Genomic DNA, 22,115 nt, shown 5'->3' on the forward strand with positions numbered 1-22,115 from the left:
TCGGGTGGCCGCCGATCACCAGCACCACGCTGGGGTCGCGCCAGTCGTGGTCCGGTACCCGCTCGGAGGTCAGGACGGTGACGTCCTCGTCCGGGGTGCCCAGCGCCTCGCAGACCACGAAGGTGCGGTGCACGCCGCGGAGCATCAGGGCCAGTTCGGCGGGGCCGGCGTCGGCGGTGGTGAGCACGGCGACCTTGGGGTGGGCCCGGCAGATGTTGGCGGCGCGGCGGAGCCGGCCGCCGTGCACCGACACCACCTGGGCGTCCTCCCAGGCCATCCCGGCCCGGGCGAAGGCGGTGGCGACCGAGGAGACGGCGGGCAGTACCTCGAGTTCGAGTCCGTACTCGGGCCGCCGCAGGGTCCGTACGACGCCGAAGAAGCCCGGGTCGCCCTCGGCGACGACCACGGCGGTGCCGCGGTGCTCGGCCAGCCGGTGGGCGGCGGCCGCGATGCTGCCGAGGGCGATGCGTTCGGCGCCGGCCGGCACCGGCAGCGCGTTCAGCTGGTAGGGCGCCCCCGCCACCAGGGTCGCCCCGGCGAGCGCGGAGGCCGCCGCCTCGGTGAGTGGGGTGCCGTCCCACCCGATGACCGTGATCCGGTCAGCCATCTGCGGCTGTTCTCCCTCGCCTGGTCCGCCCCGTCGCAGGGCCCGGCCGACGGTCCGCGGCGGATCGACTCGACGCCCGGAACCGTGCGGACACACACCCTCGGGCGGCCGGCCTCGGCACGCCCCAGGAGAGGCTACCGGGTGCACCGACCGGTCCGCCCGGCGACGCCCGACCCGGCGGCCGTACGGTCAGTCGCGGAGCAGGTGGCCCCGGTCGGCCCAGTCGGGCTCGGGGCTGTCCAGGTCCTCCGGGAGCAGGCTCCACACGATGAGGTCGCTGCGGGTCCCGGCGGCCGGCGCGGTGCGGCCGCGCTCCCCCGGGGTCCAGTCGTCCCGGACTATCCAGGCACTGCGCAGCACGCCCTCGCTGATGCAGCCGGTCTTCTGGGCGACCTGCTGGCCGGCGGTGTTCCCGGCGGCGGTGCGCAGCTCCAGGCGGTGGAAACCGCGGTCCTCGAACAGCCACTGGGCGACCCCGAGGACGGCCTCCGGGGCGTAGCCCTCGCCGCGCGCCCAGGGGGCGGTCACCCCGGTGATCTCGGTGGACCGCAGCCGCCAGTCGGTGCCGCGGAGTTCGACCCGGCCGACCACCCGCTGGGTGAGGTGCTCGATGACGGTGAAGCAGATGCCCCGGCCGTCCGCGCGGCAGGCGGGGGCGTGGGTGCGGATCCACTCCAGGGCGTGGGTCTCGGTGAAGGGCTGGGGAACGGCCGTCCAGGCGTACACCTGCTCGTCGGCCATCATCGAGACCAGGCTGGGGGCGTCGGCGTCCGTGGGCGGGCGCAGCAGCAGCCGGTCGGTGCTGATGGCTGTCTCGGGGAAGCTCGCTGCCATTGCCGTCTCTCCTCGCCGGGTCGTGGACACACGGTACGCCGCGCCCCTCCTCGGGCGTGCCAGGGTACCCGCTGCCCGTCGACGGACCGTCAGGTGTGCCGCCGATGTGGCGACGGCACGTCAGATTCGCCCCCGACGGGACCGTCTCCCCTGCATACTGCACGACCGGGCCCCCGCCGTGGTGAGGCGGGGGCCCGGTCACGGGCGTGCGGGACGCGGGGGCGGGGGTGCCGGTCAGAACGCCGGGACGACCGAACCCTGGAAGGTGTCGGCGATGTACTTCTTCACCTCGGCGGAGTGCAGCAGCTCGGCCAGCTTCTTGACCCGCGGGTCGGCCTCGTTGCCCTTCTTGACGGCGAGGATGTTGGCGTAGGGGTTGCCCTCGGCCTTCTCCAGCAGGATCGCGTCGGTGGCGGGCTTGAGGCCGGAGTCGAGGGCGTAGTTGCCGTTGATGACCGCGGCGTCCAGGTCGTCGAGGGCACGCGGCAGCTGGGCCGCCTCCAGCTCCTTGAACTTGAGGTTCTTCGGGTTGCTCGCGATGTCCTGGACGGTGGCGGCGGTGCCGGCGCCGCCCTTGAGGGTGATGACGTTGTTGTCGGCGAGCAGCTTCAGCGCCCGGCCCTCGTTGGTGGCGTCGTTGGGGACGCCGACCTGGGCGCCGTCCTTGAGGTCGCCGATGGCCTTGGCCTTCTTGGAGTAGACGCCGAGCGGCTCGAGGTGGACCGGCTCGACCGAGACGATGCTGGTGCCGTTCTTCTGGTTGAAGTCCTCGAGGTAGGGCACGTGCTGGAAGTAGTTGGCGTCCGCGGAGCCGTCCTGAACGGCCGTGTTGGGGGTGACGTAGTCGCTGACCACCTTGATGTTCAGCTTGAGTCCCGCCTTCTCGGCCAGGTTGTCCTTCACGTACTGGAGGATCTGGGCGTGCGGGGTGGGGCTGGCGACCACGGTCAGCGCCTTGTTCGGGTCGGCGGAGGCGCCGGCCGGCGAGGAGCCGGAGCTGCTGCAGGCGGCGAGCGACAGGGCGAGGCCGGCGGTGGCGAGGACGGTGGTGGTCTTCAGGACGTTACGCACGAAAAGTGCCTTTCTGCGGGGTTGCGGTCGGCCGCCCGGACCGTGGATGACGGGACGGGTGCGGCCGGGTTCTCGCCGGGCCCGGGGTGGGGCCGCGGCGGGGTCAGGAGGCGACGGGCTCGTCGTCGGAGGGGGTGCCGCTGCGGCCGAACAGGGAGCCGAGCGGGCTGCGGTATCCACCGCGGTGGGAGAGCCGGCGGGCGATCCGGTCGCCGATCAGCTGGAGCACGGTCACGATGACCACCAGCTCGGCGACGATCACCCACATGAAGGTGGTCTGGAAGCGCAGGTAGCCGTAGCGGTAGGCGAGGTCGCCGAGGCCGCCGCCGCCGACCACGCCCGCCATCGCGGAGAAGCCGATCAGGGCGATCACCGTGGTGACTGCCGAGGCGACCAGCGCGGGCAGCGCCTCCGGCAGGAGCACCTTGCGGACGGTCGTCAAGGTCGAACCGCCCATCGACTGGACGGCCTCGACCAGGCCGGGGTCGACCTCGCGGACGGAGGTCTCGACCAGCCGGGCGAAGAACGGGATGGCGCCCACCGTGAGCGGCACCGTCGCCGCCTGCCACCCGATGCTGGTGCCGGCGATCAGCTTGGTGAAGCTCGCCAGCGCCACGATCAGGATGATGAATGGCAGCGAGCGGCCGATGTTGACCACGGCGCCGACCACCCGGTTCAGCGCGAGGTTCTCCAACTGGCCGCCGCGGTCCGTCAGCACCAGGAGCAGGCCAACCGGCAGACCGAGGATCACGGTGGCGACCGAGGCGACGCCGACCATCTGGAGGGTCTCCCAGGTGGCGGGCCACATCAGGTCCTGCATCTGGTCCCAGGTCAGGGTGTTGCTCATGCCGCCGCTCCGTTCGCCGCGAGGACGTCCACCTGGAGGCCCTGCTCGCGCAGGAAGCCGATCGGTACCACGTTGTCCTGGTGGCCGCCGGGCAGTTCGACCCGCATCCGGCCGACCATCCGGCCGGCGATGGTCTCCACCGCGGCACCCAGGATGTTGATGTCGATCTGGTAGGTGCGGGCGAGCTGGGAGATGAACGGCTGGGCCGGGGTGTCGCCCTGGAAGGTGACCTCGACGACGGTGTGGCCGGGGTGACCGGAGCCGAAGTCGCCGAGCGGGAAGAGGTCCCGGGCGAGCTGGGAGCCCTCGGTGGCGAGCAGGTCGGTCAGGGCGCCGGCCTCCACCACCCGGCCGCCGCGCATCAGGGCGGCGGAGTCGCAGACGGACTTGATGACGTCCATCTCGTGGGTGATCAGCAGCACGGTCAGGCCGAGTTGCCGGTTGAGGTCGCGCAGCAGGGCGAGGATCGAGCGGGTGGTCTCCGGGTCGAGCGCCGAGGTGGCCTCGTCGGAGAGCAGCACCTTGGGGTCGCCGGCCAGGGCGCGGGCGATGCCGACGCGCTGCTTCTGGCCGCCGGAGAGCTGGCTCGGGTAGCTGCGCGCCTTGTCGGCGAGGCCGACCAGGTCCAGCAGTTCGGCCGCGCGGCGGCGCCGGGTGGTGCGGTCCTGGCCGATGATCTCCAGCGGCAGTTCGACGTTCTCCTGCACGGTGCGCGAGGAGAGCAGGTTGAAGTGCTGGAACACCATGCCGATCCGGCGGCGCGCCTCGCGCAGCTCGCGTCCGGCGCGGTGCTCGCTGCCGGAGAGCGCAGTGAGGTCGAGGCCGTCCACGGTGACCGTGCCGGAGCTGGGCCGCTCCAGCATGTTGACGCAGCGGATGAGGGTGGACTTGCCGGCGCCACTGGTGCCGACGACTCCGTAGACCTCGCCCTCGCGGACGTGCAGGTCGACGCCGTCGAGGGCGGTGACCTCGCGGCCGCCGGAGCGGTAGACCTTCCTGAGGTCCTTGGTGGTGATCACAGCTGCTTCCGTTGTTCGTGGGCGGACGGCTTTGCGGCCGGCATGCCGGAGGCGGTCAGCGGCATGCCGAGCACGCCGGTGCAGGTGAAGAGGGGGGTTAGGTACGTGTTCCACGACGGAAGTGACCGCCGGAAGGGCGGCGACGCGCGGGGACACGGCCCTGGCGGGTCATCAGTGACCGGCGGGCGGACACGCCGGTGACGGCGCGCGGGGAGTTACTCGCTTCGGGGCGCGAGCGCAGGGACGGTGGCCCTCAGCGGCGACACATTCGACGGCACATGCATCGCTCACCTGCCGGCGCGGTGCCGGTGGGGGTGCATTTCGTCGTCGCAGTCATACGAGCTAGTAAATCAGACATATGGGCACGGTCCCAATGAACAGGACCCGCTGTCCGAAATGCGGACACGAGCCTTGTGCCACAAGGCCGACGGCGCCCGACTCCGGTGGAGGGGGGCGCCGTCGGCGGGCCGGGAACGGCCGGGGATCAGGCTGCGAGCGAGGTCGCGACCGGCTTCTCCATGGTCACGATGCTCAGCCGGCGGGAGACCTCCCGCACGGAGGTCTGGCGGTACCCCTGGCGGGCGTACAGGCGCAGGTTGGCGAGGCTGCGGTGGCCGGAGAACAGCTCGAACCCGCTCACCGCGTGCTCGGTGCTCAGCCGGCGCTCGACCGCGTCCAGCAGCCGGCGGCCCAGCCCGTGCCGCTGGATCCGCGGGTGGACCACCAGCCGGCCGATGTGGCCGACACCCTGCTCGTCGACCCAGCCGCGTACCGTGCCGACCACCTCGTCGCCGAGGCGCGCAACCAGCACGTGCCGCTCGGCGATCTCCTCCCGCAGGCTGTCCAGGCTCTGGGTCAGCGGATCGATCGTCCAGTCCGAGTACAGCTCGGCCTCGCTCTGGTACCCGAGGTACTGCAGCTTGAGGATCTGCTCCGCGTCCTGCTCGGTCGCCGCCGAGATGCTCACACTCATGCCCATGTACGGGGCCTCCCCATGGATCGTGCCCGGCGCGACGAGTGAGGGTCTCGCACCGGCCGCCTACCGAGGTGTGCCCGGACGGGGATCGGCCCGGTCCGGGAAAAAGCGCTGCTCCGGTCCCTCCGGACGACATCACCGTCCGCCTGGCCCGGATCAGCGCTCACGCTCAGTATCCGGAACGGCGGACGACCGTCAAGAGCGACGTTCGCCACCGCTCTACCCAGCCGTCGGCCGCCCTCAACCTCCCGGACGCCCGACGTGTCGAGCATCACTCGACCTTCACCGGACTCTCGGCGCTCGGGCCCGCGTCCGCGGCGAGGTCCGCGGCTCAGTCCGCCGCCCAGTCCGCGCTCCGGGCCGCGAGCAGCGCCCGCAGACAGCCCAGGCACCGGGAGCGGGTCGGGCCGAGCGAGCCGCGCGGCACGCCGAGGCGTTCGGACAGCTGCCGGTACGACAGCTCCGGTGACTGGGCGAGCGCCGCCAGCAGGGCGGGGCACCGGCCGGGAAGGGCGGCCAGGGCCCGGCGGACGGCCCGGTGGAGCTCGGTCCTGGCGAGCTGTTCGGCCGGTCCGAGGTGACGCTGGGTCACCACGGGCACCGGTGTCTCCACCGCCCGCTCACGCGCCGCCAGCGCCGTCCGCACCGCCAGCCCCCGCAGCCACGCCCCCGGACGGGCCGGCAGGCCACCCACCCGGGCCCGTTCCACGGCCCCCAGCCAGACCGACTGCTCCAGGTCCTCGGCGTCCACCCCGCACCCACGCGCCAGGACGGCCACGAATGGCACCAGCTCGGCTCGGAGTTCGGCAACGGGGATCACACCCCTATGACCGCAACACTCCCCCACACCGACACGGCCCCCACCCCGGGACCACCCGTTCGGGTGCCCACGAGCGGCGCAGCACAGGGGCGCTGGGGGTACCCCCGGCCGGAGGCTGGGGGCGGAACTGCGCGAAGCGGAAGCCAACCTGCCGGCACCCCGGCGACGGCGGGGAACAATCACCCGCCGTCGCCGACCGACCCCGGCCACCTACCGCCTCTCGCGCAGTTCCCCGCGCCCCTGAAAGAAACCACCCCAGCGCACCTGAAAATCACCCCCGAGGGGCGCACCACAGGGGCGCTGGGGGTACCCCCGGCCGGAGGCTGGGGGCGGAACTGCGCGAAGCGGAAGCCAACCTGCCGGCACCCCGGCAACGGCGGGGAACAACCACCCGCCGTCGCCGACCGACCCGGTCACCTACCGCTCTCGCGCAGTTCCCCGCGCCCCTGAAAACCGCCCCGGCGCCCCTGACAGACCACCCCAGCACACCTGAAGTCACCGCCCCTGGGGGTTGGGGTCAGGCGGTGGTCCACTCCTGCTGGAGGGCGAGGTCCGCCTTGATCTCGGCGAGTTGGGCGGCCACCGCGCTCGGGGCGGTGCCGCCGCGGCCGTTGCGGGAGGCGATGGCGCCGTGGACGCTGAGTACGGACCGCACCTCGGGCGTCAGGTGCCCGGAGATCTCGGCGAACTGCTGGTCCGTCAGGTCGGCCAGCTCGATGCCCTGGGCCTCGCAGACCTTGACGCAGGCGCCCGCCACCTCGTGCGCGACCCGGAACGGGACGCCCTGCTTGACCAGCCACTCCGCGATGTCGGTGGCCAGCGAGAACCCGGCCGGGGCCAGCTCCTCGAGCCGGTCGCGGTGGACCGTGAGGGTGGCCATCATGCCGGTGAAGGCCGGCAGCAGGACCTCCAGGGTGTCGCAGGAGTCGAAGACCGGCTCCTTGTCCTCCTGGAGGTCGCGGTTGTACGCGAGCGGCAGCGCCTTGAGGGTGGCCAGCAGGCCGGTGAGGTTGCCGATCAGGCGGCCGGACTTGCCCCGGGCCAGCTCGGCGATGTCGGGGTTCTTCTTCTGCGGCATGATCGACGAGCCGGTGGAGAAGGCGTCGTGCAGCGTGATGAAGCCGAACTCCTTGGTGTTCCAGATGATCACCTCTTCCGCGATCCGGGAGAGGTTGATCCCGATCATCGCGGTGACGAAGGCGAACTCGGCGACGAAGTCCCGGGAGGCGGTGCCGTCGATCGAGTTGCCGACCGAGCCGCGCTCGAAGCCCAGCTCGGCGGCGACCGCCTCCGGGTCGAGGCCGAGCGAGGAGCCGGCCAGTGCACCGGAGCCGTACGGGGAGACGGCGGTGCGGGTGTCCCACTGGCGCAGCCGCTCGGCGTCCCGGCCGAGGGCCTGCACGTGCGCGAGGACGTGGTGGGCGAACAGCACGGGCTGTGCGTGCTGGAGGTGGGTGCGGCCCGGCATCGCGGTGTCGGGGTGGGCCTCGGCGAGGCCGACCAGGGCGTGCTGGAGGTCGAGCACCAGAGCGCCGATGATCTTCGCGTGGTCGCGCAGGTACATCCGGAACAGGGTGGCGATCTGGTCGTTGCGCGAGCGTCCGGCCCGGAGCTTGCCGCCGAGGTCGGGGCCGAGCCGCTCCAGCAGGCCGCGTTCCAGCGCGGTGTGCACGTCCTCGTCGGCGACGGTGCCGGTGAAGGTGCCCGCCTCGACGTCGGCGAGCAGCCGGTCGAGGCCGTCGAGCATGCCGCTCAGCTCCTCGTCACCGAGCAGGCCCGCCTTGTGCAGCACCTTGGCGTGCGCCTTGGAGCCGGCGATGTCGTAGGGCGCGAGGCGCCAGTCGAAGTGCACAGAGGCGGAGAGCCTGGCCAGGGCCTCGGAGGGGCCGTCGGCGAATCGCGCGCCCCAGAGGCGGACGTCAGCGGGCTGGTCGGCGGGCATCGCTCGGGCTCCTTCAGCTGTGCGGCGGTAGGGGTGGTCCCGGCTGCCGGGGGTGACAGCCGGGACCGGGGAGGGGTGGCTCAGGCCAGGTCGCGCCGGGCCGCGATCTTCGAGGAGAGGCCGAAGATCTCGATGAAGCCCTTGGACATCGACTGGTCGAAGGTGTCGCCGGTGTCGTAGGTGGCGAGGTTGAAGTCGTACAGCGACTGGTCGGACTTGCGGCCGTTGACCACGGCCCGGCCGCCGTGCAGGACCAGCCGGATGTCGCCGGAGACGGACTGGTTGGCCTCGTTGACGAAACCGTCCAGGGCCCGCTTGAGCGGGGAGAACCACAGGCCGTCGTAGACCAGCTCGGCCCAGCGCTGCTCGACCTGCCGCTTGTAGCGGGCCAGCTCGCGCTCGACGGTGACGTTCTCCAGCGCCTGGTGGGCGGTGATCAGGGTGATCGCGCCGGGGGCCTCGTAGATCTCCCGGGACTTGATGCCGACGAGGCGGTCCTCGACCATGTCGAGCCGGCCGATGCCCTGGGCGCCCGCGCGCTTGTTGAGCTCCTCGATGGCCTGCAGCACGGTGACCTTGCGGCCGTCGATGGCGACCGGGACGCCGGCCTCGAAGGTGATGACCACCTCGTCGGCCTCGCGCGGGGTGGCCGGGTTCTGGGTGTACTCGTAGACGTCCTCGATCGGGGCGTTCCAGATGTCCTCCAGGAAGCCGGTCTCCACGGCCCGCCCGAAGACGTTCTGGTCGATCGAGTACGGCGACTTCTTGGTGGTGGCGATCGGCAGGCCCTTGGCCTCGGCGAAGGCGATCGCCTTGTCCCGGGTCATCGCGTAGTCGCGGACCGGGGCGATGCACTTGAGGCCCGGGGCCAGCGAGTTGATGCCGACCTCGAAGCGGACCTGGTCGTTGCCCTTGCCGGTGCAGCCGTGGGCGACGGTGGTGGCGCCGTGCTTCTGGGCGGCGGCGACCAGGTGCTTGACGATGGTCGGCCGCGACAGCGCGGAGACCAGCGGGTACTGGCCCTGGTAGAGGGCGTTGGCCTTGAGCGCCGGCAGGCAGTACTCGTCGGCGAACTCCTCGCGGGCGTCGGCGACCTCGGCCTCGACGGCGCCGCAGTCCAGCGCGCGCTGGCGGATCTTCTCCAGGTCCTCGCCGCCCTGGCCGACGTCGACGGCGACGGCGATGACCTCGGCGCCGGTCTCCTCGGCGATCCAGCCGATGCAGACGGACGTGTCCAGACCGCCCGAGTAGGCGAGTACGACGCGCTCGGTCACGGCTTTCTCCTTCACAAAAGGGTGCGTACAGGGCAGGGGACCGTGCTGTACGGTTCCCATGCGGCGTTAGGCATAAGTATGCATCACTGCGTATGAAACGCCAAACCCCGTTTCCGGGGCGCACAGCACGGGCGGGGATTCCTCCGGGAACCGGCCGTCGGCCGGGCCCGGAGCGGTCTACTGGACCTTGGCCTGGGCCAGCTGCATCAGGTGGTCGGCCAGCGCCTGGCCGCCGGCCGGGTCGCGGCTGATCAGCAGCACGGTGTCGTCGCCGGCGATGGTGCCGATCACCTCGTACACCTCCGCCGCGTCGATCGCCGAGGCGAGGAACTGCGCGGCCCCGGGCGGGGTGCGCAGCACCACCAGGTTGCCGGAGGCGGTGGCGGAGACCATCAGCTCGCCCGCCAGCCGGGCCATCCGGCCCTCGCTGGCGGACTCGCCCATCGGCGCGCGCGGCGTACGGTCGCCGCCCTCGGCCGGGACGGCGTAGATGAGTGCGCCGTCCCGGTTGCGGATCTTCACCGCGCCCAGCTCGTCCAGGTCCCGGGAGAGGGTGGCCTGGGTGACCACCAGTCCGTCGTCGGCCAGCAGTTTGGCGAGCTGGCTCTGCGAGCGGACCGGCTGACGTGTCAGCAGGTCCACGATCCGCCGGTGGCGCGCGGTGCGGGTCTGCGGGACCTGCGACGTCGGCCCGGCGGCGGACTGGTCGAAGTTGGGTGCGGTCATACGATGATTCTCCTGGACTGGGCTCAGCAGTTCGCGTCGGGGGCGGACTCCCGCACCGACCGGAGGATCTCCGGCAGTGCGGCCAGGAAGCTGTCCGCCTCCTGCTCGGTGAGCACCAGCGGCGGCACCAGCCGGACGGCGTCCGGCACGGCCGCGTTCACCAGGAACCCGGCCTGCTGCGCGGCGGCCTGCACCTGGGCCGAGACCGGCGCGGTCAGCACGATGCCGAGCAGCAGCCCGCTGCCGCGCACGTGGGCCACCAGCGGGTCGCCGATCGCCTCCACGCCCTGCCGGATCCGCTCGCCGACCTTGGCGACGTGCTCCAGCAGGCCCTGGGACTCGATGGTGTCCAGCACCGCCAGGCCCGCCGCCGCGACCACCGGGTTTCCGCCGAAGGTGGTGCCGTGGTGGCCCGGGTGGAGCAGTTCGGCGGCCGGGCCGAAGGCGATGGCGGCGCCGATCGGCAGGCCGCCGCCGAGCCCCTTGGCCAGGGTGATGATGTCCGGGTCGGCGCCCTCGACGGCCTGGTGGGCGAACCAGTGGCCGGTGCGGCCGATGCCGGTCTGGATCTCGTCCAGGACCAGCAGGGTGCCGGTGGCACGGGTGATCTCGCGGGCGGCCCGCAGGTAGCCGTCGGGCAGCGGGACCGCGCCGTTCTCGCCCTGGATCGGCTCCAGGAAGACGGCGGCGGTGCCGGTGGTGACGGCCGCCCGCAGCGCCTCGACGTCGCCGAACGGCACATGGGTGACGTCGCCGGGCAGCGGGCGGAACGGGTCCTGCTTGGCGGGCTGCGCGGTGAGCGCCAGCGCGCCCATGGTGCGGCCGTGGAAGGCGCCCTGCACCGAGACCAGGTGGGTCCGGCCGGTCAGCCGGCTGATCTTGAAGGCGGCCTCGTTGGCCTCCGCGCCGGAGTTGCAGAAGAACACCCGGCCGTCGCGGCCGGACAGCTGGAGCAGCCGCTCGGCGAGCCGGACGGTCGGCTCCGCGATGAACAGGTTGGAGACGTGCCCGAGGGTGGAGATCTGGCCGGTGACCGCCTCGACCACGGCCGGGTGGGCGGTGCCGAGCGCGTTGACCGCGATCCCGCCGACCAGGTCCAGGTACTCCTTGCCGTCGGCGTCCCAGAACCGGGAGCCGGCGCCGCGGACCAGCGGGATCCGCGGGGTGCCGTAGTTGTCCATCAGCGCGTGCTGCCACCGCTCGGTGATGCCGCTGTTGCCGCCGGTCATGCCAGTCCCCCCAGTACGGGCGCCTCGTCGTCGGGGACGACCATGGTGCCGATGCCTTCGTCGGTGAAGATCTCCAGGAGCAGGCTGTGCTGCACCCGTCCGTCCAGGACGCGGGCGGTGCCGACGCCGGAGCGCACGGCCCGCAGACAGCCCTCCATCTTGGGGAGCATGCCGGTCGCCAGGGTCGGCAGCATCTCCTCCAGTTCGGTGCCGGTGAGCCTGCTGATCACGTCGTCGGAGCCCGGCCAGTCGCGGTAGAGGCCCTCGACGTCGGTCAGGATGACCAGCATCTCGGCGCCGAGCGCGACGGCCAGTGCGGCGGCCGCGGTGTCGGCGTTGATGTTGTAGACGTGGCCGTCGGCGCCGCGCGCGATCGAGGAGATGACCGGGATCCGGCCGTCGCCGATCAGGGCCTTCACCGCGCCCGCCTCGATGTTGACGATGTCGCCGACCAGGCCGATGTCGACCTGTTCGCCCTCCACCACCGCGTACCGCTTGACCGCGGTCATGGTGTGGGCGTCCTCGCCGGTCATGCCGACCGCGAACGGTCCGTGCTCGTTGAGCAGCCCGACCAGCTCGCGCTGGACCTGGCCCGCCAGCACCATCCGCACCACGTCCATGGTCTCCGGGGTGGTGACCCGCAGCCCGGCGGTGAAGGACGACTCCAGGCCGAGCTTCTCCAACTGGGCGTTGATCTGCGGGCCGCCGCCGTGGACCACGACCGGGTGCAGTCCGGCGTAGCGCAGGAAGACCACGTCCTGGGCGAACGCCGCCTTGAGTTCGTCGTCGACCATGGCGTTGCCGCCGAACTTGATCACGATGGTCTTGCCGTGGAAGCGCTCCAGCCAGGGCAGCGCCTCGATCAACGTGCGCGCCTTGGGCAACGCGGTGTTGTTGCGGGCCTGTTCGCCCTTGGGTGCGATCTGCACGATGTCCCCCGGATCAGGTCGAGTAGGCGCTGTTCTCATGGACGTAGTCTGCGGTCAGGTCGTTGGTCCAGACAGTGACCGCGAATTGACCGGCCTTCAGATCGGCGGTGATGACCACCTCGCGGCCCTTCATCGACACCAGCGAGCGGTCCTCGCCGACGCTGCCGTCGCGGCAGACCCAGACGCCGTTGATGGCGACGTCCAGCCGGTCCGGGTCGAAGGCGGCCCGGGTGGTGCCGATCGCGGCCAGCACCCGGCCCCAGTTGGGGTCCTCGCCGTGGATGGCGCACTTGAGCAGGTTGTTGCGGGCCACCGTGCGGGCGACCTCGACGGCCTCCTCCTCGGTGGCCGCGTTGACGACGTCGATCCGGATGTCCTTGCTCGCGCCCTCGGCGTCGCCGATCAGCATCCGGGCCAGCTCGCCGCAGACCGTCTGCACGGCCTCGGTGAACTCGTCACGGTCCGGCACCACTTCACTGGCGCCGGAGGCGAGCAGCAGCACGGTGTCGTTGGTCGACATGCAGCCGTCGGAGTCGATCCGGTCGAAGGTGGTGCGGGTGGCGGCGCGCAGCACCGCGTCCAGCTCGGGCGCCTCGACGGCGGCGTCCGTGGTGATCACCACCAGCATGGTGGCGAGGCCCGGGGCGAGCATGCCCGCGCCCTTGGCCATGCCGCCGACGGTCCAGCCGGCCGGGCTGGCGACCTGGGCGGTCTTGTGGACGGTGTCGGTGGTCTTGATGGCGATGGCGGCGGCCTCGCCGCCGTCGGCGGAGAGCGCGGCGACGGCCTGCTCGACGCCGGGCAGCAGCAGGTCCATCGGCAGCCGCTCACCGATCAGGCCGGTGGAGCAGACCGCGACCTCGCCGGCGCCGGTGGCGAGCTGTTCGGCCACCTTCTCGGCGGTGGCGTGGGTGTCCTGGAAGCCCAGCGGCCCGGTACAGGCGTTGGCGCCACCGGAGTTGAGGACGACGGCGGCGAGCCGGCCGGCCTTCAGCACCTGCTCGGACCAGAGCACCGGCGCGGCCTTGACCCGGTTGGAGGTGAAGACGCCGGCGGCGGCGAAGGCCGGGCCGTCGTTGACCACCAGGGCCAGGTCGGGCGTGCCGGAGGCCTTGATGCCGGCGGTCACGCCGGCGGCCCGGAAGCCCTTCGCGGCGGTGACGCCCGCGCTCTGATGGTCGGTCACGGTGCGACTCCGTTCAGCGGAAGACCCAGCTCCTCGGGGAGCCCGAGGGCGATGTTCATGCTCTGCACCGCGCCGCCGGCGGTGCCCTTGACCAGGTTGTCGATGGCGCTGATCGCGATCACCCGGCCGGCGTGCTCGTCCAGGGCGACCTGGACCAGCGCGGCGTTGGAGCCGTAGACCGAGCTGGTCTGCGGCCACTGCCCCTCGGGCAGCAGGTGGACGAACGGCTCACCGGCGAAGGCCTCGGTGTAGGCGGCGCGCAGCGAGGCGGCGGTGGTGCCGGGCTTCGCCTTGGCGCTGCAGGTGGCCAGGATGCCGCGCGACATCGGGGCGAGGGTGGGGGTGAAGGAGACGGTGATCTCCTCGCCCGCCACGGGGCCGAGGTTCTGCGCCATCTCGGGGGTGTGCCGGTGGCCGCCGCCGACGCCGTACGGGCTCATCGAGCCCATCACCTCGCTGCCGAGCAGGTGCGCCTTGACCGCCTTGCCGGCGCCGGAGGTGCCGGAGGCGGCCACCACCACGGCCTCGGGCTCGACCAGCCGGGCCGCATAGGCGGGGAACAGGGCGAGGGAGACGGCCGTCGGGTAGCAGCCGGGGACGGCGATCCGCCTGGTGCCCTTGAGCGCGGCGCGGTGGCCGGGCAGCTCCGGCAGGCCGTACGGCCAGGTGCCGGCGTGCGGCGAGCCGTAGAACTTCTCCCAGGTGGCGGCGGACTTCAGCCGGAAGTCGGCGCCGCAGTCGACCACCAGCACGTCCTCGCCGAGCGCCTCGGCGACGGCGGCGGACTGGCCGTGCGGCAGCCCGAGGAAGACGATGTCGTGGCCGGCCAGCACCTCGGTGGTGGTGGGCTCCAGGACGCGGTCGGCCAGCGGGAGCAGGTGCGGCTGGAGCGTGCCGAAGCGCGCCCCCGCATTGGAGCCCCCGGTCAGCGCGCCGATCTCGATCTCGGGGTGGCCGAGCAGCAGGCGCAGTACCTCGCCCCCCGCGTACCCGCTGGCGCCGGCGACGGCGACTCGCAAAGCCATGGCGTTCCTCTCTCGAACTTGGCATGAATATACGCAGCTCGGAACATTCATGCAAGAAGCCCCTTGTAAGGGTACCCTAACTTGAGAGTGGGGTGCCCGGTGACCGGCGGGTCCGGTGCGGCTCAGCCTCGGGTGCGCAGGTGGCCCGGCTGCTGCGCGGCCGCGTCCGCACGGTGAACGCGGCCCGGCCACCGGGCGCCGTCTGGCGCCGTCGGGCTACCGCGCCGCCAGCCGCTCCGCCAGGCCGAGCAGCTCGGGCAGCCGCAGCACCCGCCCGCCGCCGCCCGGCAACGGCACGTGGAGCGTCCCGGTCCAGCGGGCGGGCACGGCCGCCAGGCCGTACACCGCCCCGGCCAGGCCACCGGTGACGGCGGCGACGGTGTCGGTGTCCCCGCCGAGGTCGACCGCCGCGCGCAGCGCGTCCTCGAAGGAGGCGGTGGTGCGCAGCGCCCACACCGCGGAGCCCAGGCAGGGCCAGACCGCGCCGTTGAACTCGGTCGCCCGGTCCGGGTGCCAGTCGGGGGCGAGCACGGCGGCGTACCGCTCCCGGTGGTCGGGGTGGACGTCGGCCAGCACGGACGGCAGCGCGGCGAGCGGGTCGTCGCCGGTCAGCGCGGTGCGGACCAGCTCGTGGAAGACGGCGGTGCCCTCCCAGGCGGCCCGGTCGCCGTGGGTGAGGGCGGCGATCCTACGGGCGGCGTCCATGGTCGCCGCCCGGCCGGCCGGGGCGAAGTACACGGCGGAGGTGGTGGCGCGCATCAGCGAACCGTTGCCGGCCGCCCGCGCGGTGCTCCGGAAGTGCACGGCGGCGGCGAGGTCCCAGGGCAGGTCGCCGGTGAGCACCTGCTCGGTCTGGATGCCGATGTCCTTGGGGTCGGCGGCGGCCCACCGCCGCAGCCGGGCGAAGACGTCCGGGAGGTCGAGCCCGCCGTTTTCCAGCAGCGACTCGGCCAGGTGCACGGCCTGCTGGGTGTCGTCGGTGGCCTCGCCCGGGTCCCAGCCACCGCCGCCGCACATCTCGCCACCGCCCGGCGCCCGGCCGCCGGAGTCCGGGAAGCGGGCCGAGAACATGCCGGGCGGGCCGAACTCGAAGGGCGCGCCGAGCGCATCACCTACCGCCGAGCCGATCACCGCGCCGGCCGCCCGGCCGGCCCTCCGCTGTGGCACCGGGTCAGCTCCTGACCGCTCGCAGGACGACGAACTTCGGGTTGCTGGCGACCAGTTCGCAGTTGCCGAAGAGCCGGCGCAGCTTGACGTGGTAGCCGAGGTGGCGGTTGCCGACCACCAGCAGTTCGCCGCCGGGGCGCAGTGCGTCGCGGGCGCCGGTGAACATCCGGCGGGCGGTGGCGTCGGTGGTGGCCTGGTGGCTGTGGAACGGCGGGTTGTTGAGCACCAGGTCGACCGATCCGGCGGGGACGCCCGACAGGCCGTCACCGACCTGGAAGTCAGCCTGCGTGCCCGCCGGGGTGTTGGCCCGGAAGGTGGCCTCGGCGGAGGCCACCGCCTGGTACGACTCGTCGGTGAAGAGCAGTTCGGCCGCCGGGTTGGCCAGCGCGACCGCCGTCCCCACCACGCCGTTGCCGCAGCCGAGGTCCACCACCCGCTCGGGCCCGGTGTGCCGCGGCAGGTGCTGGAGGAAGAAGCGGGTGCCGATGTCGAGGCGCTCGGCGCAGAAGGTGCCGGCGTGGTTGGTGACCGTCCGTCCGGACAGCGGGCCGATCCCGTCGGGCAGCGGGTAGCTGTGCGGCCACGGGTTGGCGGCCGGGGCGACGGCCGGGTCGGGGGTGCAGAAGATCAGCCGGGCCTTGCGGGCCGCCAGCGAGGTGCGGGTGGGGCCGAGGATGCGCTCGAAGAGGGTGAGCGTCGAGGTGTGGATCTCGGTGACCATGCCGGTGCCGACCACCACCGTGCCCGGGTGGACGGCGGGCGCCAGCCGGTGCAGCTGGTCCTCCAGCAGGGCGAGGCTCTTGGGGACCCGCACCAGCAGCACGTCGATCCGCTCCGGCACCGGGTCGCGGGTGGTGAGCAGCCGTACGGCGTCCGGCGCGGCCCCGGCCCGCCGCAGGTTGGCCTGGGTGGCCCGGCGGCCGAGGTAGGAGTCGCCGATCTGCACCGGCCGGTGCGCTGCCAGCGCGGTGGCCAGCGCGCCCCAGCGGTCGCCCAGCACGGCCACGGTTCCCGACAGGTCGGTGGCGGGGGCGTCGTCGATGCCGTCGAGGTGCCGCAGCAGGTACTCGTCGGCGGCGTCCCAGGCGCGGAGCGGGTCGCGGGGGTCCTCGGGGAAGCGGGTCAGGTCGAGCTCGCCCCAGGGCGTCGTGAAACGGTTCATCGTGCCTCCAGGCTAGCCGAGCCCGCTGGCACCCCCGGTCGCCTCGGGGCGGGCCCCCGGGCGGTGGAGCGGCCCGGTCCGCCCGGCGGGACGCCGGTGGTCCCCACCGCGGCGGGCCCGGACGGGGCGTCAGCCCCGGGCCGGGGCTGGGCCTCCCGGCCGGGGAGTGCGTTCGCTAGTTTGTTCGCCGACACCCCGCCGCCCCGGCGCCCGGCCCACCCCGGTGCCCGAGGCTCGACGCAGACCGACGGAGACCCCCGCCCGCATGAACGCCACGCACGCCGCCGACGATCCGCAGAGCCCCGAGGTACGGCCCGACCCGGTCTGCTTCCGGCACCCGCAGCGGGAGTCGCACATCCGCTGCACCCGCTGCGAGCGCTACATCTGCCCGGACTGCATGCGCGACGCCGCGGTCGGCTACCAGTGCCCGGAGTGCGTGAAGGCCGGGAACCAGGACATGCGGCCGGTGCGGACCCAGTTCGGCGGGCGGGTCAGCAGCGTCCCCTTCGTCACGTACGCGCTGATCGCGCTGAACGTGCTGGCGTACCTGGCCGAGCTGGCCAGGAAAACGGTGATCGACGACTTCTGCATGCGCGGGCTGGCGGTGGTCGGGCCGGACGGCGGGTACTACCGGTTCAGCGGGTACGTCCTGCCGCCGGACTTCCACCCGGTCGGGGTGGCGCACGGCGAGTGGTACCGGCTGATCAGCTCGGCGTTCCTGCACCAGCAGCCCACCGAGGGCCGGTTCGGGATCGCGCACATCCTGATGAACATGTTCTCGCTGTGGGTGGTGGGCCGGGTGGTCGAGGAGCGGCTCGGCGCGCTGCGCTACCTCGCGGTGTACCTGCTCTCCGCGCTCGGCGGCTCGGCCCTGGTCTACCTGCTCGAGCCGACCGGCGCGGCCATCGGCGCCTCCGGGGCGATCTTCGGCCTGACCGCCGCGTACTTCGTGCTCAGCCGGCGCCTGCACCACGACCCGCTGGGCGGGAACCGGCAGCTGGTCAGCATGGTGATCTGGCTGGTCGTCTCGGCCGGCATCACCTCCTGGCAGGGCCACCTGGGCGGGCTGCTGACCGGCCTGGCGACCGGCGCGGTGATCGCCTTCGCGCCCGCGAAGCAGCGCGGCGCGGTGCAGGCCGCCGGTCTGGCGGCGGTGCTGATGGTGCTGGTGATGCTGGTGGTGCTGAAGACCGTCGACCTCACCGACGCCAACCCCTGGCTCGCGGGATGACCTCCGCCGGGCGGGACCCCGGCCGGCCGGGCGCCGCCCCGACTCTGACGGTCACCGCGTACCCCTACGAGCTGGACCTCGCCGGCAGCGCCGACGGGCTGGCGGCGCTCGCCGGCCTGGTGGCAGCCGGGGGCGGGCGGCTGCCCTGTGCGGGGCTGGACGCCGTCGAGGTCCGGAGCTCGTCACGGCCCGGGGTCTCACTGGCCCTGGACGGGCTGCACCGGATCCTGGTGATCACCGGCGACCGGGCCGGTCTGGCCTGGCTCGCCGAGAACCTCGCGGACATCGCGGACATGACGGACGGCGGCCACTGGCACCTCGATCCGTACGAGGGGCACGCGTACCTGCGGGCCGGTTCGCTGCCCGCGGTGGTCAACAGCCCGTACGGGCCGATGCCCGCCCGGCCCGCCTGCCACCCGCCGGACGGCCCGCCGGAGCGCTGACCGGCGCAGCCGGCGGCAGCCGGCCGGTCGGGTAGCGTCGGGCCATGGACCTGGACACCCGGCCAACCCTGACCGGCGCCGCCGTCACGCTGCGGCCCGCCACCGCCGACGACGTCCCGGCGCTCGCCGCCATCCGGGCCACGCCCGAGGTGTACGCCCGCTGGCGCGGCCGGGAGGACCTGGCCGCCGAGGTCGCCGAGGACCTGGCCGACGACTCCACCCCCACCCTGGCCGTCGAGTACCGCGGGCGGGTGGTCGGCGCCGTCCAGTGGCACGCCGAGGAGGAGCCCGACTACCGGCACGCGGGCATCGACATCTACCTCGACCCCGCGGTGCACGGCCGCGGCCTCGGCACGGACGCCGTCCGCACCCTCGCCCGCTACCTGACCCGCGAGCTGGGCCACCACCGGCTGGTGATCGACCCGGCCGCCGACAACGCCGCCGCCATCGCCTGCTACCGCAAGGCGGGCTTCCGGCCGGTCGGCGTGATGCGCCGCTACGAGCGCGGCGCGGACGGCAGCTGGCACGACGGCCTGCTGATGGACCTGCTCGCCGACGAACTGGGTTGACCCGGCGCGGCTGCGCGCGGACGGGTTCCCCGCGGCCGTCACACTCCCTGCTCCCGCTCCGTCATGAAGGTGAACGGCCACCGCGGCCGGTCCGAGCGCGACGTGACGAGGAGAGCAGCAGCCGTGCAGGCACGCATCCGGTACCCCGCCCCGGTCATCCCGGAGGCGATGGGCCGTCCTGGCCGTCCTGGCCGTCCTGAAGACCGAGGCCGCCACCCGGCTCGCCGGCCGTACCGGGCCGGTACCGGCGTGACCGATCCGTTCGACCGCCCCGACGCGACCACCCGCCAGGTGGCTGGCTCCGGCCGGTGGACCGGCCGGTCCGGGCCGTCCATCCACGTTCCCACGGGAAGGCACCTCCGATGAGACTCACGATCTTCGCGGCTTCCGGCGGTATCGGCCGGCTGCTGCTCCACCAGGCCACCGACGCCGGCCACGACGTCACCGCCGTCGTCCGCGACCCCGGTCGGCTGCCCGCGACCCCGGCCCGGGTGCTGACCGCCGACCTCGCCGACCCGGACCCCGCGACGCTGCGGGCCGCCGTCGAGGGCGCCGACGCGGTGCTCTCCGCACTCGGCCCGGTGTCGAAGGCCGAGGCCGGGGTCGCCTGGCGGGGCACCGACGCGATCGTCACCGCGATGCGCGAGACCGGCGCCCGCCGACTGGTCGCGGTGAGCGCGGCCCCGGTCGGCACCGTGCCCTCGCCCGGGCGCCCCCACCCGCCGCGGCACGACCCCGGCGACGGCCTCGTCCTGCGCACCCTGGCCTACCCGCTGCTCAAGGCGGTCCTGCGGGCGCACTACGCGGACCTGGCGCGGATGGAGGACGTGCTGCGCGACAGCGGCCTGGACTGGACCGCGGTCCGCCCGGTCTACCTCAGCGACAAGCCGGTGACCGGCACCTACCGGACAGCGCACGACCAGAACCTTCGCCACGGCACCAGCATCTCCCGGGCCGACGTCGCCCACTGCATGCTCGCCGTCCTCACCCGGCCCGCCACGGTCGGACGGACCGTCTCGGTGGCGTACTAGGCCGGGACCGGGCCGAGCGGGTGTCTGTTGCGTCGCCGGGGCACGCCGTACGGTGATTGCCGGAGCGAGGGGGCGAAGGTGGAGACACCGCAACGGATCATTCGGCGTAAGTGGATCTTCTGGCAGCTGCTGATCGGCCTGGTCGGCGTGAGCGGTCTGCTCCTCGTCTACACGATCGTCCAGCAGAACCTCGCGGCGTCGGACCCCGGTGCTGCGCCGGTCCAGATTCTCGACATCCAGAGCGCGACCGCGGCGGTGCTGGCGACCGGTGGCGGGCTGATCGCCCGGGCGCAGTACGCCACCGCGATCCGTCCGATGATCGGGTTCGACGGACGGGTGGTCCAGGTGGCACCGGACGCGGCCGAGTTGGTCTGGGGCTGCCAGATCCGCAACGGCGCGCAGGACGCGGCGACCGTCTGGGACATGAAGTACTCCGTACGGTTCCTCGGGCAGGATCCGCCCGCTGTCGAGTCCTGGCTCGAATTCGCCGCGCTGACGGAGGAGTTGAAGCGCGCCGGGCTGCGCCCGGACGTCGACTACATGATCAAGCTGTGGACGCGCGGGGCACCGCTGGCCGGGCAGGAACGGGCCATGATCGGCTGGTTCGGCCCGCACGCGATGAGCGTGATCGACGCGCTCTGCGTCCGCGTCCAGGTGGTCGACCGCGTCGGCGACCTGCACGAACGCTCGAACAACCTGCTCACCTCGGCCAGGCGCACACCCCGGCGGGCCACTCCGGACTGGTGACGGGGCCAGGACCTACCCGCCCCGGGCGCGGCTCACGGAACCGGGTGGCGAAGGGTGCCGTCCTCCGGCAGCGCCGGGTGCAGGATCTTGACGGCGCCCATGCCCCCGCCGCCGGTCCGCCCGGTCAGCGCGTAATGCCCCCCATGTGCCAGAGGCCCGCCGCGGCTCCACGGTCTCCGACGTGCCGTCAGGCCGCATGCCCGGCACGGCCGGAGGACCCGGGACGGCACCGCCCACGCGCCCCCTCAGACCCGCCCGGTGCGGCCGGTACCTCCGGCGCTGTCGACCGCCTCGGCCAGCAGCTCGACCGCCCTGGCCAGCCGGCGCTCGGGCAGCACCCCGAAGCCGAGGGCGAGGGCCGGCGGGCCCGGGCTCAGCCGCATCGGACCGACCGGCTCGACCCGCAGGTCGCGTTCGAGCGCGGCGGCCACCACGGCCTCCTCCGCGGTGCCGGGCGGCAGTTCGAGGTACAGGTGGAGCCCGGCCGCGACGCCGCGCACCTCGGTCGCGGGCAGTGCGGACCGCAGCGCGTCCGCCAGGGCGTCCCGGCGCCGCCGGTAGACCGCGCGGACGGTGCGCAGGTGCCGGTCGTAGCCGCCGCCGGACAGCAGCTCGGCGAAGGTGAGTTGCTCGATCACGCCGGTGCCCAGGTCGGCGTAGCGCTTGGCGTGGTGGAAGTCGGCGGCCAGCGGTCCGGGCAGCACGGCCCAGCCGAGCCGCAGGGCGGGGGCGAGCGACTTGCTGAGCGATCCGAGGTGCACCACCGAGTCCGGCGCCAGCCCCTGGAGGCAGCCGACCGGTTCGCGGTCGTAGCGGAACTCGGCGTCGTAGTCGTCCTCCACCACCAGCGCGCCGGACTCCCGTGCCCAGGCGATGAGTTCGGCCCGGCGCGCGGGCGCCAGCACCACCCCGGTGGGGTACTGGTGCGCGGGCGTGACCAGCACCACCGTGGCGCCGGTGGCGGCGAGCGCCGCGACGTCCAGGCCGTCCCGGTCGACCGGGACGCCGACCGGCTCCACCCCGTGGGCCCGCAGCAGCGCCAGGGTGCCGGGCGAGCACGGGTCCTCGACCGCGTACCGCTGCGGCCCCCGGGCGGCCAGCACCCGCACCAGCAGGGACAGTCCCTGGGCCACTCCGGCGATCACCGTCACCTCGCCGGGCCCGGCCGCCGCCGCCCGTACCCGGCCCAGGTGGCCGGCGAGCTCGGCCCGCAGCTCGGGCAGCCCGGCCGGGTCGCCGTAGCCGAGCCGGCCGTGCTGGGCGGCCGTGAGCGCCCGGCG

Annotated in this window: 22 protein-coding genes; 5 read left to right on the plus strand and 17 right to left on the minus strand. The window is 73.4% G+C overall.

From position 1 onward, the window contains the following. The 16 genes from cbiE to AA75_RS42715 all read right to left on the minus strand — a co-directional run. Nucleotides 1–607, minus strand: a 607-nt coding sequence (gene cbiE / locus AA75_RS45010; RefSeq protein ID WP_063794555.1) for a precorrin-6y C5,15-methyltransferase (decarboxylating) subunit CbiE, incomplete at its 3' end; no start/stop codon positions are given. A 189-nt stretch (nt 608–796) separates the two neighbouring features. Then, nucleotides 797–1,441 carry a GNAT family N-acetyltransferase gene (locus AA75_RS42645; RefSeq protein WP_033825925.1) on the minus strand — a complete coding sequence of 215 codons (645 nt, stop codon included), beginning with the start codon at nt 1,439–1,441 and terminating at the stop codon, nt 797–799. A 234-nt stretch (nt 1,442–1,675) separates the two neighbouring features. Then, a complete protein-coding gene (locus AA75_RS42650; protein ID WP_033825926.1) occupies nt 1,676–2,512 on the minus strand; it encodes a MetQ/NlpA family ABC transporter substrate-binding protein in 837 nt (278 codons plus the stop codon). A 103-nt stretch (nt 2,513–2,615) separates the two neighbouring features. Beyond that, nucleotides 2,616–3,347 carry a methionine ABC transporter permease gene (locus tag AA75_RS42655; protein WP_063794556.1) on the minus strand — a complete coding sequence of 244 codons (732 nt, stop codon included), beginning with the start codon at nt 3,345–3,347 and terminating at the stop codon, nt 2,616–2,618. 8 nt (nt 3,348–3,355) lie between these two features. Next, nucleotides 3,356–4,378 (minus strand): methionine ABC transporter ATP-binding protein, encoded by a 1,023-nt coding sequence (locus tag AA75_RS42660; RefSeq protein WP_033825927.1) that lies wholly within the window; start codon nt 4,376–4,378, stop codon nt 3,356–3,358. A 484-nt stretch (nt 4,379–4,862) separates the two neighbouring features. Then, entirely contained in the window at nt 4,863–5,357 is a 495-nt protein-coding gene (locus tag AA75_RS42665; RefSeq protein ID WP_033825928.1) for a GNAT family N-acetyltransferase, read from the minus strand. Nucleotides 5,358–5,685: 328 nt separating this feature from the next. Continuing rightward, entirely contained in the window at nt 5,686–6,132 is a 447-nt protein-coding gene (locus AA75_RS42670) for an RNA polymerase sigma factor (RefSeq protein WP_233289451.1), read from the minus strand. 559 nt (nt 6,133–6,691) lie between these two features. After that, nucleotides 6,692–8,116 carry an argininosuccinate lyase gene (argH, locus tag AA75_RS42675; protein WP_033825930.1) on the minus strand — a complete coding sequence of 475 codons (1,425 nt, stop codon included), beginning with the start codon at nt 8,114–8,116 and terminating at the stop codon, nt 6,692–6,694. Nucleotides 8,117–8,196: 80 nt separating this feature from the next. Then, nucleotides 8,197–9,390, minus strand: a complete 1,194-nt coding sequence (locus AA75_RS42680) for an argininosuccinate synthase (protein WP_033825931.1) — start codon at nt 9,388–9,390, stop codon at nt 8,197–8,199. A 177-nt stretch (nt 9,391–9,567) separates the two neighbouring features. Further along, on the minus strand, nt 9,568–10,116 hold the full coding sequence (locus AA75_RS42685) for an arginine repressor (protein ID WP_033825932.1): 549 nt from the start codon (nt 10,114–10,116) through the stop codon (nt 9,568–9,570). Nucleotides 10,117–10,139: 23 nt separating this feature from the next. Next, entirely contained in the window at nt 10,140–11,345 is a 1,206-nt protein-coding gene (locus tag AA75_RS42690; protein ID WP_033825933.1) for an acetylornithine transaminase, read from the minus strand. Continuing rightward, a complete protein-coding gene (gene argB, locus AA75_RS42695) occupies nt 11,342–12,313 on the minus strand; it encodes an acetylglutamate kinase (protein WP_233289452.1) in 972 nt (323 codons plus the stop codon). The genes AA75_RS42690 and argB overlap by 4 nt, the downstream gene beginning before the upstream one ends. Next, nucleotides 12,288–13,460, minus strand: a complete 1,173-nt coding sequence (gene argJ / locus AA75_RS42700) for a bifunctional glutamate N-acetyltransferase/amino-acid acetyltransferase ArgJ (protein ID WP_033825934.1) — start codon at nt 13,458–13,460, stop codon at nt 12,288–12,290. The genes argB and argJ overlap by 26 nt, the downstream gene beginning before the upstream one ends. Beyond that, the gene (gene argC / locus AA75_RS42705; protein WP_033825935.1) at nt 13,457–14,485 is read right to left on the minus strand and encodes an N-acetyl-gamma-glutamyl-phosphate reductase; all 1,029 of its coding nucleotides are present in this window, start codon (nt 14,483–14,485) and stop codon (nt 13,457–13,459) included. Before argC ends, argJ begins: the two co-directional genes overlap by 4 nt. A gap of 216 nt (nt 14,486–14,701) precedes the next feature. Next, nucleotides 14,702–15,652 carry an ADP-ribosylglycohydrolase family protein gene (locus AA75_RS42710; protein ID WP_033825936.1) on the minus strand — a complete coding sequence of 317 codons (951 nt, stop codon included), beginning with the start codon at nt 15,650–15,652 and terminating at the stop codon, nt 14,702–14,704. Between the two features lie 4 nt (nt 15,653–15,656). After that, complete coding sequence (locus tag AA75_RS42715) at nt 15,657–16,814, minus strand: methyltransferase (protein ID WP_033825937.1); 1,158 nt, start codon at nt 16,812–16,814, stop codon at nt 15,657–15,659. A 265-nt stretch (nt 16,815–17,079) separates the two neighbouring features. Between AA75_RS42715 and AA75_RS42720 the strand changes: the two genes are divergently transcribed. The 5 genes from AA75_RS42720 to AA75_RS42740 all read left to right on the plus strand — a co-directional run bounded on the left by AA75_RS42720 (nt 17,080) and on the right by AA75_RS42740 (nt 20,835). Beyond that, nucleotides 17,080–18,045, plus strand: a complete 966-nt coding sequence (locus AA75_RS42720; RefSeq protein ID WP_033825938.1) for a rhomboid family intramembrane serine protease — start codon at nt 17,080–17,082, stop codon at nt 18,043–18,045. Continuing rightward, complete coding sequence (locus AA75_RS50585; protein WP_051814375.1) at nt 18,042–18,488, plus strand: hypothetical protein; 447 nt, start codon at nt 18,042–18,044, stop codon at nt 18,486–18,488. Before AA75_RS42720 ends, AA75_RS50585 begins: the two co-directional genes overlap by 4 nt. Nucleotides 18,489–18,532: 44 nt before the next feature. Continuing rightward, nucleotides 18,533–19,057, plus strand: a complete 525-nt coding sequence (locus AA75_RS42730; protein WP_033825939.1) for a GNAT family N-acetyltransferase — start codon at nt 18,533–18,535, stop codon at nt 19,055–19,057. A gap of 362 nt (nt 19,058–19,419) precedes the next feature. Next, nucleotides 19,420–20,088, plus strand: coding sequence for an NAD(P)-dependent oxidoreductase (locus AA75_RS42735; RefSeq protein ID WP_033825940.1), 669 nt, complete (start codon nt 19,420–19,422; stop codon nt 20,086–20,088). 78 nt (nt 20,089–20,166) lie between these two features. Further along, the gene (locus AA75_RS42740; RefSeq protein ID WP_033825941.1) at nt 20,167–20,835 is read left to right on the plus strand and encodes a hypothetical protein; all 669 of its coding nucleotides are present in this window, start codon (nt 20,167–20,169) and stop codon (nt 20,833–20,835) included. Nucleotides 20,836–21,080: 245 nt separating this feature from the next. Here AA75_RS42740 and AA75_RS42745 read toward each other — a convergent pair. Next, on the minus strand, nt 21,081–22,115 hold a 1,035-nt coding region (locus AA75_RS42745), incomplete at its 5' end, for a PLP-dependent aminotransferase family protein (RefSeq protein WP_033825942.1).

The organism is Kitasatospora sp. MBT63 (assembly GCF_000710465.2).
GTDB lineage: Bacteria > Actinomycetota > Actinomycetes > Streptomycetales > Streptomycetaceae > Kitasatospora.